The 22,075-nt window shown below is 39.8% G+C and carries 15 protein-coding genes and 1 other RNA gene; 8 read left to right on the top strand and 8 right to left on the bottom strand.

What is annotated here, in order from left to right:
* The first annotated feature begins 2 nt into the window (after positions 1-2).
* Together AC07VK_RS02640 and AC07VK_RS02635 are read left to right on the top strand one after the other, a co-directional pair.
* Positions 3-611, top strand: coding sequence for a DUF1684 domain-containing protein (locus tag AC07VK_RS02640; RefSeq protein ID WP_492958146.1), 609 nt, complete (start codon positions 3-5; stop codon positions 609-611).
* 125 nt (positions 612-736) lie between these two features.
* The gene (locus tag AC07VK_RS02635) at positions 737-1,492 is read left to right on the top strand and encodes a LytR/AlgR family response regulator transcription factor (RefSeq protein WP_492953144.1); all 756 of its coding nucleotides are present in this window, start codon (positions 737-739) and stop codon (positions 1,490-1,492) included.
* A gap of 1 nt (position 1,493) precedes the next feature.
* On the opposite strand, the gene AC07VK_RS02630 is transcribed toward AC07VK_RS02635, so the two are convergent.
* Together AC07VK_RS02630 and AC07VK_RS02625 are read right to left on the bottom strand one after the other, a co-directional pair.
* Positions 1,494-3,719 (bottom strand): tetratricopeptide repeat-containing sensor histidine kinase, encoded by a 2,226-nt coding sequence (locus AC07VK_RS02630; RefSeq protein ID WP_492958144.1) that lies wholly within the window; start codon positions 3,717-3,719, stop codon positions 1,494-1,496.
* A gap of 366 nt (positions 3,720-4,085) precedes the next feature.
* Positions 4,086-6,506, bottom strand: coding sequence for an alpha-ketoacid dehydrogenase subunit alpha/beta (locus tag AC07VK_RS02625; RefSeq protein ID WP_492958143.1), 2,421 nt, complete (start codon positions 6,504-6,506; stop codon positions 4,086-4,088).
* 170 nt (positions 6,507-6,676) lie between these two features.
* Here AC07VK_RS02625 and AC07VK_RS02620 point away from each other — a divergent pair, with 170 nt between their 5' ends.
* The 4 genes from AC07VK_RS02620 (at position 6,677) to AC07VK_RS02605 (ending at position 9,254) form a co-directional block, all read left to right on the top strand.
* On the top strand, positions 6,677-7,069 hold the full coding sequence (locus AC07VK_RS02620; RefSeq protein WP_057934084.1) for a DUF1573 domain-containing protein: 393 nt from the start codon (positions 6,677-6,679) through the stop codon (positions 7,067-7,069).
* Positions 7,070-7,131: 62 nt separating this feature from the next.
* Positions 7,132-8,331, top strand: coding sequence for a pyridoxal phosphate-dependent aminotransferase (locus tag AC07VK_RS02615; RefSeq protein WP_492958141.1), 1,200 nt, complete (start codon positions 7,132-7,134; stop codon positions 8,329-8,331).
* A gap of 126 nt (positions 8,332-8,457) precedes the next feature.
* Positions 8,458-8,823: a transfer-messenger RNA gene (gene ssrA, locus AC07VK_RS02610) on the top strand.
* A gap of 257 nt (positions 8,824-9,080) precedes the next feature.
* Complete coding sequence (locus tag AC07VK_RS02605; protein ID WP_492958139.1) at positions 9,081-9,254, top strand: hypothetical protein; 174 nt, start codon at positions 9,081-9,083, stop codon at positions 9,252-9,254.
* 412 nt (positions 9,255-9,666) lie between these two features.
* Here AC07VK_RS02605 and AC07VK_RS02600 read toward each other — a convergent pair whose 3' ends face one another.
* From AC07VK_RS02600 to AC07VK_RS02585, 4 genes are all read right to left on the bottom strand, one after another.
* Positions 9,667-10,506, bottom strand: coding sequence for an endonuclease/exonuclease/phosphatase family protein (locus AC07VK_RS02600; protein ID WP_492958137.1), 840 nt, complete (start codon positions 10,504-10,506; stop codon positions 9,667-9,669).
* A gap of 25 nt (positions 10,507-10,531) precedes the next feature.
* On the bottom strand, positions 10,532-12,313 hold the full coding sequence (locus AC07VK_RS02595; RefSeq protein WP_492958135.1) for a RagB/SusD family nutrient uptake outer membrane protein: 1,782 nt from the start codon (positions 12,311-12,313) through the stop codon (positions 10,532-10,534).
* Between the two features lie 23 nt (positions 12,314-12,336).
* On the bottom strand, positions 12,337-15,642 hold the full coding sequence (locus AC07VK_RS02590) for a SusC/RagA family TonB-linked outer membrane protein (protein WP_492958133.1): 3,306 nt from the start codon (positions 15,640-15,642) through the stop codon (positions 12,337-12,339).
* 490 nt (positions 15,643-16,132) lie between these two features.
* On the bottom strand, positions 16,133-16,894 hold the full coding sequence (locus AC07VK_RS02585) for a DUF72 domain-containing protein (protein WP_492958131.1): 762 nt from the start codon (positions 16,892-16,894) through the stop codon (positions 16,133-16,135).
* A 232-nt stretch (positions 16,895-17,126) separates the two neighbouring features.
* On the opposite strand from AC07VK_RS02585, the gene AC07VK_RS02580 reads away from it, so the two are divergent.
* Entirely contained in the window at positions 17,127-17,633 is a 507-nt protein-coding gene (locus tag AC07VK_RS02580; RefSeq protein WP_492958129.1) for an RNA polymerase sigma factor, read from the top strand.
* A 241-nt stretch (positions 17,634-17,874) separates the two neighbouring features.
* Here the strand turns inward: AC07VK_RS02580 and AC07VK_RS02575 are convergent, their stop codons facing one another.
* Both AC07VK_RS02575 and AC07VK_RS02570 read right to left on the bottom strand, forming a co-directional pair.
* Entirely contained in the window at positions 17,875-18,522 is a 648-nt protein-coding gene (locus AC07VK_RS02575; protein WP_492958127.1) for a response regulator transcription factor, read from the bottom strand.
* A gap of 182 nt (positions 18,523-18,704) precedes the next feature.
* Positions 18,705-19,643, bottom strand: coding sequence for a manganese catalase family protein (locus AC07VK_RS02570; protein ID WP_492958125.1), 939 nt, complete (start codon positions 19,641-19,643; stop codon positions 18,705-18,707).
* Positions 19,644-19,876: 233 nt separating this feature from the next.
* Here AC07VK_RS02570 and AC07VK_RS02565 point away from each other — a divergent pair, with 233 nt between their 5' ends.
* Positions 19,877-22,075: a hypothetical protein gene (locus AC07VK_RS02565; RefSeq protein WP_492958123.1), complete on the top strand. Its 2,199-nt coding sequence runs from the start codon at positions 19,877-19,879 to the stop codon at positions 22,073-22,075.

Here is a 22,075-nt window from a genome sequence, read left to right as displayed (position 1 = left end):
TAATGAGAATCATCACCTTCTTATTACTATTGATCAGCATAAATAGCTTTGCACAAAGTTATGCTGAACAGATTGCAAAACATCGTGAAACCTATAAACAGGATTTCATTAAAGACGAAAGGTCTCCACTTAAGAAAAACGACCTGCAAAACCTTCACTTTTATGAGGCTGACAGTGCCTATAAAATTTTGGCTGATGTAGAAATCCTGAAAAATGAAAAAGTTTTCAAAATGCCTACTTTTAATGGCTCCAGTAGCGATTACTATAAATATGCACATGTAAACTTCGTTCTGAATGACAAAAAAATTCAAATGACTTTATATAGAAGTGTTGCTTTATCAACCAACCCGGTTTATAAAGATCACCTCTTTCTTCCTTTTACTGACGAGACCAACAATAAGGAAACTTACGGCGGTGGCAGGTACATCGATCTGGATGCAAAAGAAATTATAGCGAACCACATCGAAATCGATTTTAATAAAGCCTATAATCCTTATTGTGCCTATAGTGACGGCTACCGTTGCCCTGTGCCACCAGAAGAAAACGACCTGCCATTGGCCGTAAAAGCAGGCGAGAAATTATATACTGGAGAAAAGAAACACCAGAAATAAAAGTTAATGTTACGTTTATCCATAAAATGATACCTGGATTGTATTATAATCCACATTTTAACGTAAATTACAAACATTAAGTAATAATAAGTGTTCTCTAAATAAATTATATAACCTATCCCTAAATGACCTACAGCTGTTTAATTGTTGATGATAATGAAATTGAAAGAGATGCCATAGAAATGCATCTAAAAAAAATCCCGTCATTAAATATTATCGCAGTCTGTAGTAACGGTATAGAAGCTTCGCAAATTTTATCGAGCACTTCAGTAGATATTGTTTATTCTGATATTGATATGCCAGAGCTTTCTGGTATGGATTTATTAAAAAGCCTAAAAAAACAACCGCTATTTATCTTTATCACTTCATTTAGTGAGTACGCGGCAGAGAGCTTTAATCTGGATGCATTGGATTTTATTGTTAAGCCTGCAACCTTCGAACGCATATTAAAAGCCACCAACAAAGCGATTGAGTATATTGAATTAAGGAAACAGGTAAATAAACTTCCGGTCGAAAACCTAAACACCGACGATAAAAAAGACGACGATTATTTCTTTTTTAGAGAGACCAAAGGCATTACCAAGCTGAAATATAATGATGTGATTTATATTGAAAGTATGGGCGATTTTTCAAAGCTGTTTACCAGTATCGATAAACACGTTATTTTAGTAAGCTTAAAAAATCTAGAAAAACAACTGCCTTCAAAAATTTTCTCAAGGGTACATAAACAGTACATTATTAATGTCAACCACATTGTAACCTTAACCAATCATGAGGTTCATTTAGACCATAGCTTTCTGGTTCCGATAAGTGCTTCTAACAGGCAGGAATTACTGGAAAAATCAATTGACAAGAAAATCCTGTCGAGGTTTTTAAAATAAGTTATTTTTTCAGGATTATTTTAAAATAACTTCCTCCTGCAGGATTAATATCGGCACTAATTTTACCATCCATCAAGCTAATAAAGGTTCTGCAGAGCAATAAACCTAAACCTGTGCCTTTTTCTTTATTGGTGCCTAATGTGCTCACGCCCGCGCCTAAATAACCTGGCTTATTAAAATGCTCAATCTGTACAGGAGTTAAACCGATCCCTGTATCTGAAATTTTAATCTCCAGTACATTTCCGTTATGAGCGGCACTAGTGGTGATTGTACCACCATTTGGTGTAAATTTAATGGCATTACTGATGATATTTCGAATAACCAGCATGAACATATTCGAATCTGCTTTGCAAAATGTTTTGGCTGGCACTAAATTCTGAATAACTAAGCTTTTTTCGTTGGCATTATCCTGCAAAGAAAGAATAACTTCATTAATCAGCCCATGAATATCCAACGATTCTAAATATGGGTTAAAACCCTGCATCTGGCTGGCCGCCCAATTAAGGAGATTCTCCATCATTGTGGAAGTATAGGTGAGGTTGTTTTTTAGTGCCGCGGCATATCTGTTTAATTTATCCTGTTCAATATTCGACCCTTCTAACAACTGCATAAAGGAAATTAATGAATTTACAGGGGTACGCATATCGTGACTTACCACACTAAAAATACGGTCTTTAACCTTACTTAACTGCTCTAACTCCCGTTTTTGGGTATTGATAATTATATTCAGCCTTGTTGTTTTCCGTTGATTAAAAAATATAACAACAGCAATGATCAGAATCAGTGTAGCGGCTATGGTGAGGAATAATTTTACACGTTCATCAAATTTAATCTGTTGTACCTGTTTACTAATCTGCTTATCCTTTATCCCCGCGGCTAACTTTGCCTCAAATTTAGCATTAGCAAATTTACTATCCTGAGCCAAACGCTGAATATCGAGATCAGCTTTTGCCTTTTGAAAAGTTAAGAGATCCAATGCTTTTTCTTTATCACTCAACACTAATTGCTGCCTTTTTAGCTCAAGTTCTTGCTGTTGTCTTTTTAACTCGCCTTCTGTAAGTTTTTGCTTCAATAAATAGTTCCGTTCTTTAATGCCAAAATCAAGCTGCATCTGCCTTCGGGTAATTTCCTTTTCCTTTTCCTGGTCGAAAATCTTATCTCTAACGGCAATATATTGCCTGTAATAGGCTAACGATTTGTTATAGTCCTTTTGTTTTTCATATACCGTACTCAACCCTAAACTAGATTGTTTTTCTATATCTAATAACCTGTTTTCTTCTGCAATTTTTAAACTATTATTGAGTAATGGGATGGCATTTTCAAAATCATTTTCTTTTTGGTAAAAGTTCCCCAATGCGTATAAACTTGCGGCATAGGCTTCTTTATCTTCTCCCGACTTATTTAACTCAACAGATTTTTGATACGATTTTAATGCTGCATCCTTTTGTCCTATTGAACTGTATAAGCCGGCAAGATCTCGTTTAACAGTAGCTATTAAACCTATATCTCCAATGGCTTCCGATACCCGCAACGATTTATTGTAATACGCTAAGGCCAGTTTAATTTTCTGGTTAGGCAATACATTCATCTCGGTTAATTCGCGATCTGAAGCCTCAAAATAATTAGTCCCAATTAAGCCATAAACAACAGCTACACCTCTGCTATTTTCGCCTTCTTTAGCAAAAACCTTCAACGCCATGTTCAAATAAACCAATGCCTGGCTCTGGTTACCCAAACGCTGGTAAATAGCAGAAATATTAGTATAACAACTTGCCATATCGGTTTCGTTACCCATTTTTTCGTAGATAGCTATAGCCTTTTGGTTAACTTCTAATGATTTTACATAATCCGGAATACTGCCATATAAAGCACCCAAATTGAGGTAAGTTCCGGCAACCATATCTAAATTACCCACTGAAGAAAATTCGGCAGCTGCATTTTGATAATTTTCTTCTGCCTTTTGATAATTAGACCTTCCGTGATACATTAAGCCTCTACGGTAATAAGCCATTGCAGAGAATTTTTTCAGATTTTTCTCATGTGAAAGCTGAATGGTTCTATCCACATACTCTTCCGCTTTATCTACATTTTTCATCCTCATGTATTGGCGGTAAACTTCCGTCAATATTTTGATTTTGGTTGAATCTGTTTTTAAATTCTTTTGATTTAAACTCAAAAGGCTATCCAGTTTTTGCTGTGGTGCACTCACCTGGCTAAAAACAGCCATGCATAAAAATGAGAAAAAGAGAAACAGCATGCCTTTCTTAGAAAAACACGCTTTACTAACGAACCGGGCATTTACAAGATAGCGCTTCATTTTCAGATCAAATCAATGATTTGTTTCTTCTAGACGATGAGCATAAAAAACCTTGAGAATGACACCGTTTCATGTCTGGGATGAGATAAAACATACTGAAATAACAAAATAGAGTTTGGTGCATAAAAGTAGTTAAAAAACTAATTAATATGTAACCATTTTTTTACCTTTTCATCAAGAATCCCACTTCATTTAGGCATAAACAAAATAAGAAACTGATTGTAAACCTTTTAAACTATTCAGGCAGTTAAATCTTATGCCCCAGCGGTTGCTTTATTAAAAAAATGAGGGGTACTTAGTTGGATTTGCATCGTGCATCATCTGATAAATGGTTTCAATAACATCATCAACCGATGGTTTACTGAAATAATCACCATCAGAACCAAATGGCGGACGGTGTGCTTTAGCCGATAATGTTTTCGGCTGACCATCTAAGTGGAAATAGCCTTTTTGTTCTTCGAGTACCTTTTGCAGGATATATGCAGATGCACCTCCAGGAACGTCCTCATCTACAACCAGTAATTTATTGGTTTTGGCAAGGGAGTTTACACAAACCTGGGTGGTATCGAAAGGTAATAAGGTTTGTGGATCTATAATTTCTACAGAAATGCCCAATAGGCTCAATTCTTCTGCGGCTTCCTGAACAATTCTTAACGAAGACCCGTAAGATACTACGGTTATATCCGTTCCTTCTTCTAAAACTTCTGCTTTGCCCAAAGGAACCGTAAAATCACCAACATTACTGGGTAATTTTTCTTTAAGTCGGTAACCATTTAAACACTCAATTACTATGGCAGGCTCATCGGCCCTAAATAGGGTGTTGTACATGCCGGCAGCTTGAGTCATATTTCTTGGTACGCATAAATGCATTCCCCTTAAAGCACCTAAAATCATGCTGATTGGTGAACCTGAGTGCCAGATTCCTTCCAATCGATGACCACGGGTACGCACAATAACTGGTGCTTTTTGAATCCCTTTGGTTCGGTATGATAGTGATGCTAAATCGTCGCTAAGTACATTTAGTGCAAAAATTAAATAATCAAGATACTGTATTTCGGCAATCGGTTTTAAGCCCCTCATGGCCAAGCCAATACCTTGCCCCATAATGGTCATTTCTCTAATTCCGGTATCGGTAATCCTCAACTCACCATATTTGGCCTGTAAACCGGCAAAACCTTGATTTACATCGCCAATATTCCCTAAATCTTCTCCGAAAGCCACTAAACGTGGATCGCGGGCAAAGTTTTCGTTAAAACAGGCATTAAGCACTTCCCTACCGTCGACCATTTTCGATTGTTCATCATATGCCGCGGTAACTACTGCAATCATATCCGGACTTTCTTTGCCATCAGTATGCAGTTTAGAATTATAACGGTCGTGATTAAACTTGGCCTGCTGTTTATACCAGGTTAACAGTTCATTGCGTTCCGGAGAATTAAAACCAGCTGATAAACGGATTGCCTTCCTTACAGCCGTAAATACCTCCCTGCGTTGTGCATCGGCAGTTGAGGCCAGATTTGCGGCAATTTTAGCCAGTTCAGGTTGATGTTTAGCTACGCCTCCAATTAGATCAACCACTTGTTTTTGTTCGGGTTTAATGCTATCCAAAAACTCATTCCAAGCCTCTTTTTGTGCATTACGGACAAAAACTTTTGCGTCTTTTTCGACCGCTGCAATTTCCTCTTCGGTTGCTACTGCAGAATCGAGCATCCAGGCACGCATTTTCAGAATGCAATCGTGTTCGGTTTCCCAAGCTAAACGATCTTTTGATTTATACCTTTCGTGCGAGCCAGAGGTAGAATGCCCCTGAGGCTGAGTAAGTTCGGTAACGTGAATTAAAACAGGTACATGTTCGTCTCTACAAACATTTATTGCTTTTTCATACACCTCGCATAAAGCTGGATAGTCCCAGCCTTTTACTTTATAAATTTCATATCCCGGTTGATCAGGCTCACGCTGAAAGCCTTTTAAAACTTCAGAAATATCTTCTTTTGTAGTTTGATATTTTGCCGGAACTGAAATGCCATAAGCATCATCCCAAATCGAGATGGCCATGGGTATCTGTAAAACACCTGCAGCATTAATGGCTTCAAAAAACACCCCTTCAGAAGTTGATGCATTACCAATGGTGCCAAAAGCAACTTCATTTCCGTTAACCGAAAAGTGCTTTAAGTAATCCAGTTCCTTATTTTGCCTAAATAATTTAGAAGCATAGGCTAAGCCAACCAAACGGGCCATTTGGCCGCCGGTTGGAGAAATATCTGATGAACAGTTTTTAATCTGCGTTAAATCGTTCCAGCTTCCATCTTCATTAACTGATTTTGTTGCAAAATGGCAGTTCATTTGCCTTCCGCCTGAAAACGGATCAGCTCCATCGGTGGGATTGGCATAAAGCTGTGCAAAAAATTCTTTAATGGTGGAAATACCGGTAGCAAAAGCAAAAGTTTGATCGCGGTAATAGCCCGAGCGCCAATCGCCGTTTTTAAAAGCTTTCGCCATAGCCACCTGAGGCACCTCTTTCCCATCGCCAAAAATACCAAATTTAGCCTTCCCTGTTAATACTTCTCTACGGCCTAAAACACTGGCCTGCCTACTTTCAAAGGCTATTTTATAGTCGTTTATAACGATAGATTTAAAATCGTTAAAACTGAGTTCAGAAGCATCAATAGTGTTGGTCATCAATTTTTCATTCGGCATAGTAATCAAAGATTGGTTGCGGCAAATATATACAAAATTAAAAGTTTGCCTTTATCCTCCATTGTAAAATTATATATGGATTTGTAAAATATATTTGGAATAGTTTTTGTTTTAATATGAAAACATTAAATTTGTTTTAGAATTTAAAAAATAAATTACAACCACATAACATGAAAAAGATCTTAGTATTATTCGCTTTTGTTTTAGGTTTAGGTATTGCTGTAAATGCACAAACTAAACCTGCAGAGTTTAAATTTGAATCGGAAACGCACGATTTCGGTAAAATCGTTTTAAACAAACCAGTAACTTACGATTTCAAATACACCAATATTGGCGAAGAGCCATTAATTATTACCAAAGCTGAAGCAAGTTGTGGATGTACAGTACCTAAATACACTTCTACTCCATTGAAAAAAGGTGAAACTGGTGTAATTTCGGTAACATTTAATGCTGCTGCTGGTCCATCAACTTTTTCAAAAGCAGTAACCATTACTTCAAATGCTAAAACACCAATTAAAGTGCTTTACATTAAAGGTGAAACGGTTGCCGCAGCTTCGAAATAATTATTTAAACGATAATATTTAAAAAGTCCCGATTTTCATCGGGACTTTTTTATTTTTGTGCCATGCCAAAAATTTCACAAAAAGGTGTGCAGATGCCTGCATCGCCAATCAGAAAGTTAACTCCATTTGCAGATCAAGCTAAAAAAGATGGTAAAAAAGTTTTCCATTTAAATATTGGTCAACCAGATATTGAAACACCTGAAGGAATGTTAAATGCCATCAAAAACATTGATTTTAATGTTTGGGCCTATACGCCATCAGAAGGTACACTTGCATACCGCTTAAAACTTACTGAATACTACAATAAACTGGGTTACAATATTACACCAGAAAATATATTGGTAACAGTTGGTGGTTCTGAGGCCATCACCATTGCCATGCAGACCTGCGTAAACGAGGGCGATGAAATTATCATTCCAGAACCTTTTTATGCCAATTATAATGGCTTTGCCTGCATGAGCAACGTGGTGGTAAAGCCCATCCTTTCTTACATTGAAAATGGTTTTGCTTTGCCTCCGATTGCCGAATTCGAAAAACTGATTACCGAAAAAACGAAAGCAATCATTATTTGTAATCCCAATAACCCTACTGGTTATTTATATTCAAGAGCAGAATTAGAGGCATTAAAAACACTTTGCGTTAAATACGATCTATTTTTATTCTCTGACGAAGCTTATCGCGAATTCTGTTATGATGGAAGAGAATTTATTTCTCCAATGCATTTAGATGGTTTAGATGAAAATGTAGTGATTATGGACACCGTTTCTAAACGTTACAGTGCTTGTGGTGCACGTTTAGGTTGTTTAATTACCAAAAACAAAGAAGTTATTGCATCAGGATTAAAATTTGCACAAGCAAGATTAAGCCCGGGCATGGTTGAACAAATTGCCGGTGCAGCGGCTGTAGATACGCCTGATAGCTATTTTGAAAAAGTAAATACCGAATATACTTTGCGCCGTGATACTTTGGTTAATCGGTTAAATAATATCGAAGGCGTTTTCTGCCCTAATCCGGGCGGCGCATTTTACGTGGTTGCAAAATTCCCGATTGATGATGCGGATAAATTCTGTCAGTGGATTTTAGAAGATTTTACACACAATAACCAAACGGTAATGATGGCACCTGCAACGGGCTTCTATTCTACCCCGGGTTCTGGTAAAAACGAAGTGCGTATGGCCTACGTGTTAAATACTGATGATTTAAACGCCGCGATGGACTGTTTAGAAGTAGCATTGCAACAATATCCGGGAAGAACGGTATAGTTTGCAGTTTACAATTCCGGTTTCCAATTTTAGATGCCAAATAACAGTTTAAGGCTATTATTTGGCATTTTATTTGTATATTTGCATCCGGTTTACAAACTGATTACTCAAACTGTAAACTGAAAAGGGGCCGTTCTTGGATTTGACAGGGTGGCGAAGGTTATGTTAGCATGCAGTGCGTTGTACGGAGAGCACTTAAAGTGAACGTTCACATTTTAGTTGGCGAAAATACTTACGCCTTAGCTGCTTAGTTTAGAACTAACTAGCTTTTGTCCCTCTAACTGCTGCATTGTTGGGTTAGAATCTGGGGCATCGAAACAACAAAGCTGGCTTTAAGGAGATACGACTTAAGGTGAGACAAAGTATCTAAGGATTTAAATAAGGTCGGTTTTCAGCCCGTTTATTTCCCTAAAATCAATTGAAAAATAAGCATGTAGAAGGTATAATTTATCTCACAACTGGACAAGGGTTCGACTCCCTTCGGCTCCACTGGAATCAGTAACAGAAATCACCAAAAAACACTAAAAGCCTGCAAATCAACAATTTGCAGGCTTTTGTTTTTTGGCATTTAGTCGCTTTTTTGACCAAATAACGCATATGCGAGGTGCGTCAAGAGGTGCGTCAAACGAAAAAAATTCTGACGCATCGAATTTGATTATAACTACCTGTAATACAGCTAGTTTACCACGTAAACATCTTGACTTTTTTTGACTGCAATCTTAACTTTATTCACCTTTTAAGATTAATTTATGAAAAGAAATTTCAGTTTACTCTTCTTTCTAAAGAGAAGAAACACAGACCAAAATGGTAGTACATCAGTTTACTTAAGGATAACTGTTGACAAAAAGCGTTCTGAAGCTGCCACTAGCAAACAATGTAGAGAAACAGACTGTGACAATGGTAAATTCAAGGCCGAACGATGACGGCAAAAACATTGAACTTGTATTTATGCCAGCTAGAGCCCAAGGTACACGAGGTACATCGACATCTTTTACTATTGAATGAAGACCTCACGGCACAAAATTTAATGGATGAATTCCTTGGTAGAGGTCAAAAGGTCCAAAAACTTAAGGAGGTATTTACAATGCATAATGAAGAAATGGCTACACTTGTAGGTGTAGAATATACGCCTATGACACTCCTCCGTTATCAAACCGCACTCCGACACATCACTCAATACCTAAAAGAAATATAAAGTCTAAGACATTGAAACCAAGGTGTTGTAAACAAAAAAGGTCGGAACAAAATCTTCCGACCTTTACCAGACAACCCTTGAACGACTATTCAAGAAATCCTTCTTTTGTTATTAACCACAGCAACGGCAAGTAAGTTGTATTATTTCAGTTCAACCTGGGCCAATACCGGAAAATGATCTGAAGGAAATTTACCAAAATAAGTATCAGTCAAAATGCCCCATCTGGTTGCTGTAAATTGTTTGCTCATAAAGATATGATCAATTACAGCTTGCCCACGTGGCGTGCGAAACCCATTTGAAGATGAATTATTCGCATACGGGAACTTAACTTTTGAATGCGTATCTGATAATACACCTGAAGTTGCAATTCTTTGATACCATTCGCTGTCTCTCCCCCCATTCAAATCGCCGGTTAATAAGGCGGGTACAGTGCCAGCAATTTCAGCAATCTTTTTCAAGATCAGTTTACTGCTCTCCCTGCGGGCAACAACTCCCTGGTGATCATAATGCACATTAAAGGTGTAAAATTTCTTTTTGGTTTTTACGTCTTCAAGGAACACCCATGAGCAGATTCTATTGCAGCAGGTGGCGTCCCATCCTTTCCCAGGTTGATCAGGAGTTTCAGATAGCCAAAAATCACCACTTTTAAGCAGTTTAAAACGGTCTTTACGATAAAAAATAGCAGAATGCTCGCCTCCATCTTTACCATCATCTCTTCCCTTGCCGTATCGCGCGTATTCTGGAAGGGCATTAGATATATCATCCAACTGACTCTTTAAACCCTCCTGAATTCCAAGTACATCGAAACCATGAAAGCGGATGAGGTTAGAAACGACAGGTGCCCTATTTACCCATAAATTACCTGAATCAGCAGGGTTATCATAACGGATATTAAATGTACCAATGGTAATCTGCTGCGCTTTCACCATCAATGTGGTAAAGGATAATAAGGTTGCAGCTAATAATAATTTTATTTTCATCTTTATTTATCTGTAAAATCAGTAATTATTCCCAACCTGGATTTTGTTTCAGATTAGGGTTCCGTTGAAGATCGCTTAGGGGAATCGGATAATAATAATTTCGCTCATTCCATTTTCGTGGAATTTCTTTCATCCAGGTAAGTTCGCCAGAACTCCCATTCTTTAATAATTGCGAATTGGCCGCACTACCAATAGTTGCAGAAACATCTACATAAGTTACTCCAGCCACTCCAGGTGTTGGACGGGTACCCTGATAAAATGCAACATCCAGAATACCATCCTCATTTAAATCCATGGGGGTATTTAAAGCTGGCACATAGAATCCATTCCATTCTTGTTCCATTAAAGGGCCTCTTTTCCACCTCAATAAATCAGCATAACGCAGTCCTTCCAGGCTCAGTTCAATACCCCGTTCTCTCCTGATTTCCAATAAAGTGGCATCGGTAATCCCTGGAAAATAATTGGTTGTTAAATAAGGATCGGCAAGGGTTGGTTTGATAACTAAACCTCCGGTAATTCCCGCTCTCGATCGTAGCGCACCAATAGTTAAAGCCCATTCTGCGTCTGTTAAGGTACCTAGCTCAGCTTTTGCCTCTGCGTAATTTAGCAGCACTTCTGCATAACGAAATAATGGAATTGCATTGGTGTTTAGGGCACCTGCATCAAAGTATGTATCATCAAGTGTATATTTGATTGGTTGGTAACCTGTAAAGGTATAAGAGAAAACAGGCGGCGCAGGTACCTGTTGCCCACTACTTACCCTTTTATAATCGCCTAAACGGATGGTTTGTTTTAATCTTAAATCACGATTTTTTACCTCATCTTTAAAAAGCATTGTACTATAACCCGGATCGTTGGTATACGGTGTACCATCCAGTTTCAGGAAAGTATTAATAAAGGTGCGGGTAAAGCTTGCTTTTGCACCATAGGTACCACTGGTCCACCACCAATTGGCCTCGTTTAATACGCCAAGGTTAACATCAGCAACAGCCGCCTGAAGCACTTCGTTTATCAATGGTGCATTGCTGGTAAATACCTGACGGTATGAAATCCCTGCACCTCCGCCCATATTGAGTGAATAACCACCCTTTTTGATAATCTCATCGGCAGCTGAGGCAGCATCTTCCAGCCATTTGTTTGCAGTTGCACCTAAACTTAGCTCGGTATGATATTTCCTATAGGTACCTTCAAAAAGGCAGATCCGCGATTTGTAAGCATAGGCTACCCATTTGGTAATCGTGGTGCGACTGGCATCATTGGTAGCCAGAATGTTTGCACAGGCAAAATTGATATCTGCGAGTACTGAATCCATCACCAGCTCTCTTTTATTTCTCCCTGCATTTAATGCCGGATCATCAATATCTAAGGGCTTGTTGATCCAGGGAACATCACCAAAACGCTTTACCTTTTCCATATAAAAATAGGCACGGAAATAACGTGCTATCCCCAGGTAGTTATTGCGGACTGTTGGAGATACGGCAGGATCGTTACAGTTTTCAATAAAATAATTAATATTCCTTAAATCTCTCCAGGTCCAGCCAGAGCTATTATTAGCGGCAAAACCACCCTGCCGGATAAAATCGGGTACAGATTTAACCGCAAGATAATCGGACATTGCATCCTGACTGGTTGAGTTTTTGGGAAGAAAATCCATACCATAAAAGGAATTGGTATATAATTTAAGTCCGTTCTCTGTACCGAACACCGCTTTTTTAGTTGCTGTGGATTCTGGTTGCTGATCTAACTTTTTGCAGGCTGCGAAAACCAGGCTGGCCAAAAGAATCCAGATATATTGTTTTTTCATCATCTCTATTATTAATAATCAAAAGCTTAAAAACCAATGTTTAAGCCAAAAGAATAAGACTTCATTAAAGGATAGTTATAACCATCACCATTTGTACTATTTGGATTCAAGTCCTGATCCGAAGGCACTGCATTTTCTACATCGATGGTATGTTTTACAATCTTGTACATCGGCGAGTAGGTAAATAGATTTTCACCTGAGAAAAATACCTTCGCACTGCGTGCACCAATCTTATTTATCCATTTTGTTGGCAGGTTATATCCAACCTGAAGGTTTTTCATCCTCAGGTAAGCAACATTCTGCAGATATCTCGTTTGAGCCACGCCAAGTGTACGGTTGGTATTACTCGATGCAGCCCTCGACATTGTTCTTGGGAAATAGGCATCAGTATTCTGTGGTGTCCACATATTGCCCAAATGAAATGTTGGTATATTGTTATATGGCCTGTTATACTGCCCCCAGAACATTTCTGTTTCTGTGCTTGGGTACCATTGTTGTTTGCCTACCCCTTGGAAGAATACAGAAAATGAGATATTATGCCAATCTGCACCGAGATTAATCCCGTAAAGGTATCTCGGTGCCGAATTACCGATTATTTTTCTATCTCCTGATTTCCCCACTTTGTTCTCACCTACGTTGATAAAACCATCTCCATTCAGGTCTTTAAGTTTGATATCGCCGGCGAACCATTTACCCGTTGGAGATGCCCTCATCTGTGGATCCTGTTTGGCATGAGCTGCGATATCAGCATCATCAATAAAGAAACCTTCGGTTTCATAACCCCAGATTTCTCCCAAAGTTTGTCCCTCGTAATAATCGCTCAATAACTTATCCGGATTGTTGTACTTATCGATCTTGGTCTTGTTATCAGAAAGGGTCAGCCTCACATTATATCTAAAGGGCTTGTCCGACCTTCCAATCCGATCATTCCAACCTACCGAAACTTCCCATCCTCTGGTTGTTAAGTCTGCATAGTTGCCTTTGGGAACATCGGCCCCAAACACTGCCGGTGGGGTAAGGCCAAAAGTAAACATGTCTGTAGTTTTACGGATATAAGCATCTCCAGTGAAAGTCAAACGTCCTGAAAGCATGGTCAGATCTAAACCAAAGTTGGTAGTTGTAGAAGTTTCCCAGGTCAAACCGTCTGGCAATACCGCCGGAATTTTGGTTGTTTGTGGCTTTACACCATTCAGAATAACATTAGATTGGCTGATATTGAAGATTTCCTGAAATGCATAAGAGGCAATATTTCCATTTCCAAGAGATCCATATGAAGCCCTTAATTTTAAATCGGAAATAAATTTATCAGATACTTTCCAGAAAGGCTCTTTATTGATCCTCCATCCTGCGGAAACTGAAGGGAAAAACCCATAACGTTGATCTGAAGGGAATTTTGAAGATCCATCATAACGTGCATTCACCTCTACCAGGTAACGATCTTTAAAAGCGTAATTTAATCTGGAGAAACCACCCAAAATTGCCCACTGCTCGTAACCTCCGCCTGTATTAATTGATTGGCCTAAAGCAAGGTTAAGGTCTGTGGCATCTTCAAAAATAATCCCATTGCGCTGGATGGCCACTCTGTTATAAGTAGACTGCTCATAGTTGTAACCTGCCATTACTTTTAGATAATGATCAGCCCCGAAACGATTTTCGAACTCAGCATAAATATTAGTGGCAAGGTAATTGGTTTCACGCTTATCAAACAACAGATCGTTAGTGGTTGTACCCACGTAAGCCGTTACCCCGCGTACATTGCTATAAGGCACTTGCACTCTTTTCTGTTCGATATCGTTATTGGTATTGCGGAAGGTAAAATCGGCATTCACCCTTAATTTATTGTTTAAAAAATTGCTCCTTAAGCCTGTAATATTCCTAAAAACCTGGCGTCGGGTATCAATGCCGTTCTTCCCATAGATAAAATCACCTATGGTATAGGCAGATGCAAAAGTTAATGATCCATCCGGATTAAATAAAGGCATTGTTGGTTTTCCTTCATCGGCAATGTTCCGCCATATACCACCACCCTCACCAACGTTAATTGGATTATGATAATTCATTACAGAATAATCTGCATTGTTTTCAATACTCAGCCAGGGAAAAACCTGAACAGAACCTCTTGCCCGGATATTTTTCATATCATAATCATCGCTGTTATATCTAAACAAACCACCTTGATTTAAAAAACGGCCTGAAACCAGAAACGAAGCTTTATCACCACCGCCACTTACCGACAGGTTATTTTCAAAAGCAGCAGTATTATTTTTATACAGTTCGGCATAATAATCGGTGCTACCATAATAAGTATATTCTCCGGTAGTTGGGTTAACCTCAATCTGATTGTAAGGTTGACCAGATTCTGCTCTTTTCTTAAATTCATCAAGGTATGCCTGCGAGAATTTCTGGGTTTTGTTTGCATTTTGAGGAAAGGCACCGTCTCCATTTACAAAGGCTTCGGCAAACATTTTTGCCCAGGTATAACCGTCAGTTACATAATCTGGAACCTGCAATGGACTTTTTATAGCATAGTTGGATGAATATGAAACACTGGTACGTCCTTTTTCAGCTTTTTTAGTTGTGATCAGTACAACCCCAAAAACGCCTCTTGCACCATAAATGGCCGCGGAGGCAGCATCCTTTAAGATAGATACACTTTCAACATCGTTAGGGTTAAGCAGACTCGGATCTCCCTCAAAACCATCAATAAGGATCAGTGCATTCCCACCCTGGCCGATGGAAGTTGTACCCCTGATATTATAGCTTGGTGACTGTGTGGGCTTACCGTCCATCATTTTCAGGTTTAGGTTAGGAAGAAGTCCCTGAAGCCCCTGTGTAAGGTTGGTAATCGGTCTGTTCTCAATGCTCTTAGATGTAATCTGGTCAACAGCACCAGTTGCATTTTCTCTCTTCTGTGTGCCATATCCCACAACAATCACCTCGTTTAAACTTCCGGTCTCACCTTTAAGGGTAACATTTAGCACTGCTGTTTCGTTACTTTTCACCACAACTTTATTTAGGGTTACTGCAGTATAGGAAATGAAACTTACCTGAATATTATATGTTCCGTCAGGAACGTTTATGCTAAAACTGCCATCGGGTTTGCTCTGCACAACTTTATTTAATTCCTTGATCAGTATGCTTGCACCTGGAAGCGGGTCGCCCTTTTCATCAACGATCTTGCCACTGATGGTCCCTGTGCCTTGTTTTTTTATCGAATGGGCTGCACTAGCATAATAAGCCATAGCATTTACAGGTACGATTGCGCAGGACAAAATACCCGACAATGACACGCATAGCAAAAACTTCCGCTTAAGCAGTAAAGGTTTTTTCATGTTAATTAAAAATTAGAAATCGGCTATAAACCGTTTTAGTTTATATTCTTGGGTCCCTTAGAATGCTGGCAAAGCTACTCAAGCTATGTAAACACTATATTAAATTACCTTGATTTTTAAAGCCGAAACGAATGAGTTGCAAAAGGAGGAAATGTGAGTTATCGCCGATTATTGCAAACGTTTGGAGGGCTATGCATTGACTACAACATGCTAATTAATGAAATTGCGCAGAATTGTAATCCATGAAATTGACAATAGCAGCGAAGAGCACCTGATCAAAATACCGTTAAGCAAACTCAGAAAGGACGTCCTATCGGCGTTAGGTATTTTGAAGTCCCGAGCAAGCACTTAAGCATGTAATAGATATAGGAGGTCTTTTTTTTTACAGAAGATGATCTCCCCTTTTCCTGCCTGAAAAAGTAAGCTACTTTCGCTTGTTTGGATCAAACGCATCTTCAATCTTCTTAACAAGACCATCCCTCAAAGCGTCCTAGACCATATCTGCTACAAAACGCTTTAGGGTTTTTAGATTACCATACGCATTCCCCATGGTATTATTAAAATAAACAAAAACTTCTTTTTTTTCAGATAGCCATTCAGCGATATAACTGGCATATTCTGCAAGCACATCTTCAGGATAACTTCCCCGATAATTCCCGCCTGGCCCATGAAACCTCAGGTAGCGAAAATTGAGATCTGTATTGTCCATGGGGCTCGCTCCAGCCCCCTTATCATGAGTAACCACGCCAAACCCAACTTCCTCCATTAGCTCCATAACCTCTTCGACATAGAGCGAAGCATGCCTGAACTCCAATGCAATCTTCCACTTGTTTTCCGGATCATGTCCGCGCAGGATGCCCATTAAACGGGAGAGCTGGGGAAAATCGGCTATCCTGATACTTGGCGGAAACTGGACCAAAATACATCCTTTTTTATCTCTGGCATTATCAATTACTTCCATAAACTTAGCAATATCTGCAGGATCAAATCCCAATTTTGGAGAATGGGTAATGCCCTTAAAAAGCTTAAAGGTAAAACGGAAACTATCCGGAACCTGTTCGCTCCATTTTCTCACTGTTGACGCTAACGGAATTTTATAAAACGAGCTATTGATTTCAATGCTGTTCATCAGCGAGCCGTAGTAACACAGCCTGGAGCGTTCTTTAAATTCCTCGGGATAATGCAGTTTATTTGGTACAGGCAATATTAGCCCACTCGTACCCAAATAATAACCATCAATTTCTTTTTCCATTATTATGAAGAAAACATCATGATAGGCTAAATTGTTGTATTTAATACATTTTAATAGGCTATTTCGGTAGTATATAGGATACCTATCTACAGGTATCAATTACCAAAGAGATGCTGGCAGGTAAAAATACGTAGCATGCGAAATCTACCTGTTTCGCTCGATATCGATAAGAACCGGACATTCCGGTGGTATGGCTTTTGTAATTTATGACTACACGCTAAAACAAAAACCTATGACACAGAAAGAATTCAGCGACACCATCAGTTTTCACTCGCATTCGCTTAGATCGCACGCGCTCAATTTCACCAAAGATCAGGAAGATGCCAATGATCTGTTACAGGAAACCTTGCTCAAGGCCACACGCTTTGTTTCCAAGTTTGAAGACGGCACCAACATTAAAGGATGGCTTTTCGTGATCATGAAGAATACCTTTATCAACAATTACAAAAAAAACCAAAAAACACGCGACCGCACCGTTCAGGAGGAAGAGATTACTTCTGCCAATCTTCATTATAGCGCAACTACAAATGGTTCGGTAGGTAGTTTTGCCATGCAGGACATCAATCTTGCGCTGTCCATGCTGCCCGAAAAATATGCTGCTCCATTTATCCGCTACTTTGAAGGCTATAAATACCATGAAATCGCCGATGAGATGCAGCTGCCACTAGGAACCGTTAAAACCTATATACATGAGGCCCGGATACTTCTGAAAAAATACCTCAAGCAGTACCAACCATAAACAAAAAGAGGAAAGCAGTCCAAGTAACTGTTTTCCTCTTTTTTATACACCGTGTCAAAAAAAATGAAACAACAATCCCCTTCAAGTGGTAGTGGTAAATACGCATTTTACAGTGACTAATACCTTTATTTCTATCTTTTGTAAGGTCAATAAAGCATAGCCCTGTACTTCTTAACTAATTGGATCTAATTTTTCTTCAGTGCAGTTCTACAATATCCTTAAATTGTCAATTCATTCTACATCAACTAAGGATTCCATTGGTGTATGCAAACCGCATCAGGACTGCGGTATTTTTAGCACCTGTTTTATCTATGAGGCTTTGACGGTGGCCTTCCACAGTCCTACGGGAAATGAAAAGTTTATCTGCAATTTCAGCATTGGTCAACCCCTGACCGATAAGCTCAAGAATTTCAATTTCCCTTGAAGAAAATTCAGATCCATGAATGCCGATAGACGCTGGAAGTGATTTTTCAATCATCTTATCAACCAGCTTAATCGAAAGGCACGAACAGACATAGCGTTCGCCCGAAAAAACTTTTGAAAGTGCGAAAAACAGTTCATTTGAATTTACAGATTTGGTAAGGAAGCCCATTGCTCCCCCGCTCATGGCCTGATATAAATGTGATTCATCTTCAAGCATAGAAACAAACAATACAGGAACGTTAAAACCTTTTTCTTTAATTATCCGTACCATTGTTATTCCATCAACAATGGGCATTCCAATATCAGAAACGATCAGATCTGCCTGGCAGCCCTGATCCAGCGCATCGAGTACCTCCTGTCCGTTCCCTGCGGTAAAAACAATTTGGTATTCGCCTGTAGATTCCAGAAGCATTTTAAGTCCGTCCCTGATGACTTTGTGATCTTCTGCTAAAATAATTTTTTTCATTATGAATTGACGCAATCGGGACAAAGCTGTTTTGTGTTGTCGGAATAGTCATATTCTAAATAACACACTATATTCCATAAAGTTTTAGATCGCGCTGTTCAATTTGCCGAAATTAGAGGCCGTATGCAATAAAGGCCAAACGTTATGATAACGTTTGGCCTAATGGATCCGTTCCGGGAATATTAATCTTTATTGTATTCGCTCCATTGGGCAATACCTTCAGGTTCTGAAGATTTGACTTCGGCACTTTTTTCTTTACTCATTTTAATATTCATCGCCTCTGTTGCCTCAAGTTCTTCTGCCTTACGTTCGGGAAGATCGGTAAGTCCTTCGGTCTCTTTGACAAATGCGACTGGATCTGCTATCAATTCCCATTCTTTACCCATTCCCGGCATTTCACCCTTATTCCAGGTACCTGTAAATGAATTTTCTGGGGAAAGGTTAAAATATTGTTGAGTGAACCGTGGGTCGGCCTGCAGTACACCTGGGGGAAAGTTCGGTTGAATGGTATCCAATGCTGCCTCGAACATCTTAAAATGGGCAACTTCCCTGGTCATCAGAAAGGAAAGGGTTTCCTTCACATATGTGTCATCGGTAAATTTCATCAGGTGTTCATAAACCAGTTTGGCCCGCGACTCAGATGCCAGATTTGATCTCAGGTCAACAGTTAGATCGCCATTTGAATGGATATAAGATGCACACCATGGGATACCCTGGCTGTTTGCCAGTCTGGGCCCACCGCTGCTGAGCATTACAAAATGCGGGTTGGCAGTAAGCGCTGAATGGATGATGTTTTCCTTTGCTGCCTTGCCATCAAGTACCTGCATGATCTCCGAGGAATCTGCAGCATCCTTAAGCTCCCCATTTACGCCCTTTAGTAACATCTGGATGGTTGCACCGACAATTTCCAAATGGGAGAACTCTTCGGTAGCGATATCCATCAGCATATCATATTTATCGGGATGGGGCTGCTTGGCACCAAACGCCTGCGTAAAATATTGCATGGCCGCTGCCAGCTCGCCGTTCTCGCCGCCGAACTGTTCTAATAAAATATTGGCAAAAACCGGGTCAGGCCTGGAAACCCTTGCATTAAACTGTAGGTCTTTTGAATGATGAAACATAAGCTTGCTGTTTTGTTAACTGTTTAAGAAGCCGTTATAATTTCAGCTTCCGCATTAAACACATCAAAAAAAGCAATCTGGTTTGCACTTTTAATAAAACGGGTAGTCTGGCACAGAGCAGGTATCTAACTACCGTAAATACCCGTTTGTGCAATCTAAACCGCTCCTACTCAAGAAAGCAAAACAATACAATAGAAAAATAGGTTTTGTAGGTCAAACAAAACAATTAGGCAATGAAAGGATTATCTCCCTGGGCAATCTCCACGATGGCAGAATTCGAAAACGCTATCCAGATAGGTAAAACAATTATAGGATCAACAATATTCAAGGTATTGCAGACCACCGGTTCGGTATGGATCTCGGTCAGTCGTGGATCTAATGATCCAATATATTTCAGCCCTTGCCCGATAGAAACCGGTGGGATTACAGGCATCAGATCCAAAATACAGGATAGCGCCTTCCATATCAATTTAGTAACAATGATCGGCATTATCGAAATTGATATTAATACCGGAGAAGATGCTTTCCCATTTTTGACTTTTAAAGCTGTACTTACACCAAAAACAGATCTTTATTTTCCTTTCTGCGCACGTGACATCTTAACTGCACAATCTGCATCCGATAGCAGGAAATCATGGGGAGAACTCCACCTAAGCCAAATCGGCACGCGTTCCGGGATAGCCTATTTTAGCAAAGAAAAGAGTATGTTTAGGGTACTCTATCTTCAGAACCTTACTGCGCTATCCCCTTACGCGGAGCAGACTGGAACAACACTCTCAGGGGTTGTTTCCGGGCAATTGCCAGAAATCGGGCTGTCACTTCCCGCGACTACCGAAAAACCATTAAAAAAAGGCCAAAAGGTTGTCATTTCGGATGCCTATATCTGTTTAAAACCGATGGAAGCAAGACAAAGCGACCTCAGCCTTGATTATCTTGATCTACTGGCAGCGGCATATCTCTTAATGCCCCGGCCGGATACCCATTACTTAGAGTGGCCGGAGATCCTGAAAAAAGGGCTGAAAGACCTGATTGAAAATCCAGGCTGCTGGTCGATGGTAGGCGGCAACAGTTACTTCAATGCCTATGTAAGCGACTATGAAACCCCACCTGAGATTATGGTACAGCTTGCCGTTCTTTTGCCACTTATTGATTATGTGGAATGGAGCGGCGAGGACCTTGGAATAATTAAAAGGATCAAAAATGGCCTGCCTGCTTTTTATAGCAAAAAACTTAAAACAATTGTGCGCTGGCATCCCGCAGCAGAGGATAAACTCAAAGGAGATGAAGAGCAAAAGATGCCAATGGTTATGGATTCCTGGTACCTGCACCATCCCCTGCTCAACCTCTCCAGATTAGCACTAAAGGGTGATCACACTACAGAAGGGCTCTTCCTTGATTCCATTGGCTACGCAATTAAGGTTGCCCATAAATTCAAATACGAATGGCCGGTTTTTTATAAAATGGATACACTGGAAATTATCAAAGCAGAAACTGCCGATGGTGAAGGCGGGGAACAGGACGTTCCGGGACTTTACGCCCATGTGATGCTACAGGCTTATGAACTCACTGATGACAAAAAATACCTCAGAGAGGCAGAAAAATCTGCGAAAAAACTTGAAGCTATTGGTATGAAGATTATGTACCAGGCTAATAATACTGCTTTTGCTGCAGGTGCACTCTTAAGATTATATAAGATTACCGGAAATCAACGCTACCTAACCTCAAGTTACAGGTGCCTGGCTTCAATTTTTCAGAATGTGCAGCTCTGGGATTGCAATTATGGTTTTGGAAAACATGTACCCACATTTTTTGCATTATTTCCACTTGCCGACGCACCATATACTGCCGCTTATGAAGAACAGGAAGTTTTCTGCGCCATGCACAATTACTTAAAACATGCGGAAGGCATTGAGATCATGCCAAGTATCAGGCTCCTCTGCACTGAATTTATCCGCTATCTGGTAGAACGTGCACCATATTATTACCCACCGATGCTGCCAAAGGAAATGATATCAGAAAAGGTAAAGACCGGCGAGATTGATCACAAACTCTGGATTGCCCTTGAAGATATCCAGGATGGGAACATGCAGAGCGGCACCATAGGCCAGGAAGTGTACGGGGCGGGAAATGCGTTTGGCATATTGCCACGTCACTTTATCCGCTTGGACAAAGAGGACTTTCTCATCTTTGCCGACTACCCGATAACAGCATTGAGGCACGGGAAGCAGTCGGTCAGTTTCAGGCTGCAGGGTGATGGGCGCATCAGTTGTAGGACGAGGATCGTTCCGGTAAACGGGACAAAGAATTTAAGCGGCATGGATTTTACTTTAGTGGCAGAAGGCAAGGAACTCAAAGCCATTAGAGGCAAAAAGGGAGAACTGGAAAGCTTTGTTCGCGGAAACGCAAAGGTGGGTATTTCCTGGATAAAATAA

Source organism: Pedobacter sp. GW821-FHT01D05, assembly GCF_059422505.1.
Note: the sequence above shows the minus strand (reverse complement) of the source record. Positions and strands in the feature narration are given on the sequence as shown.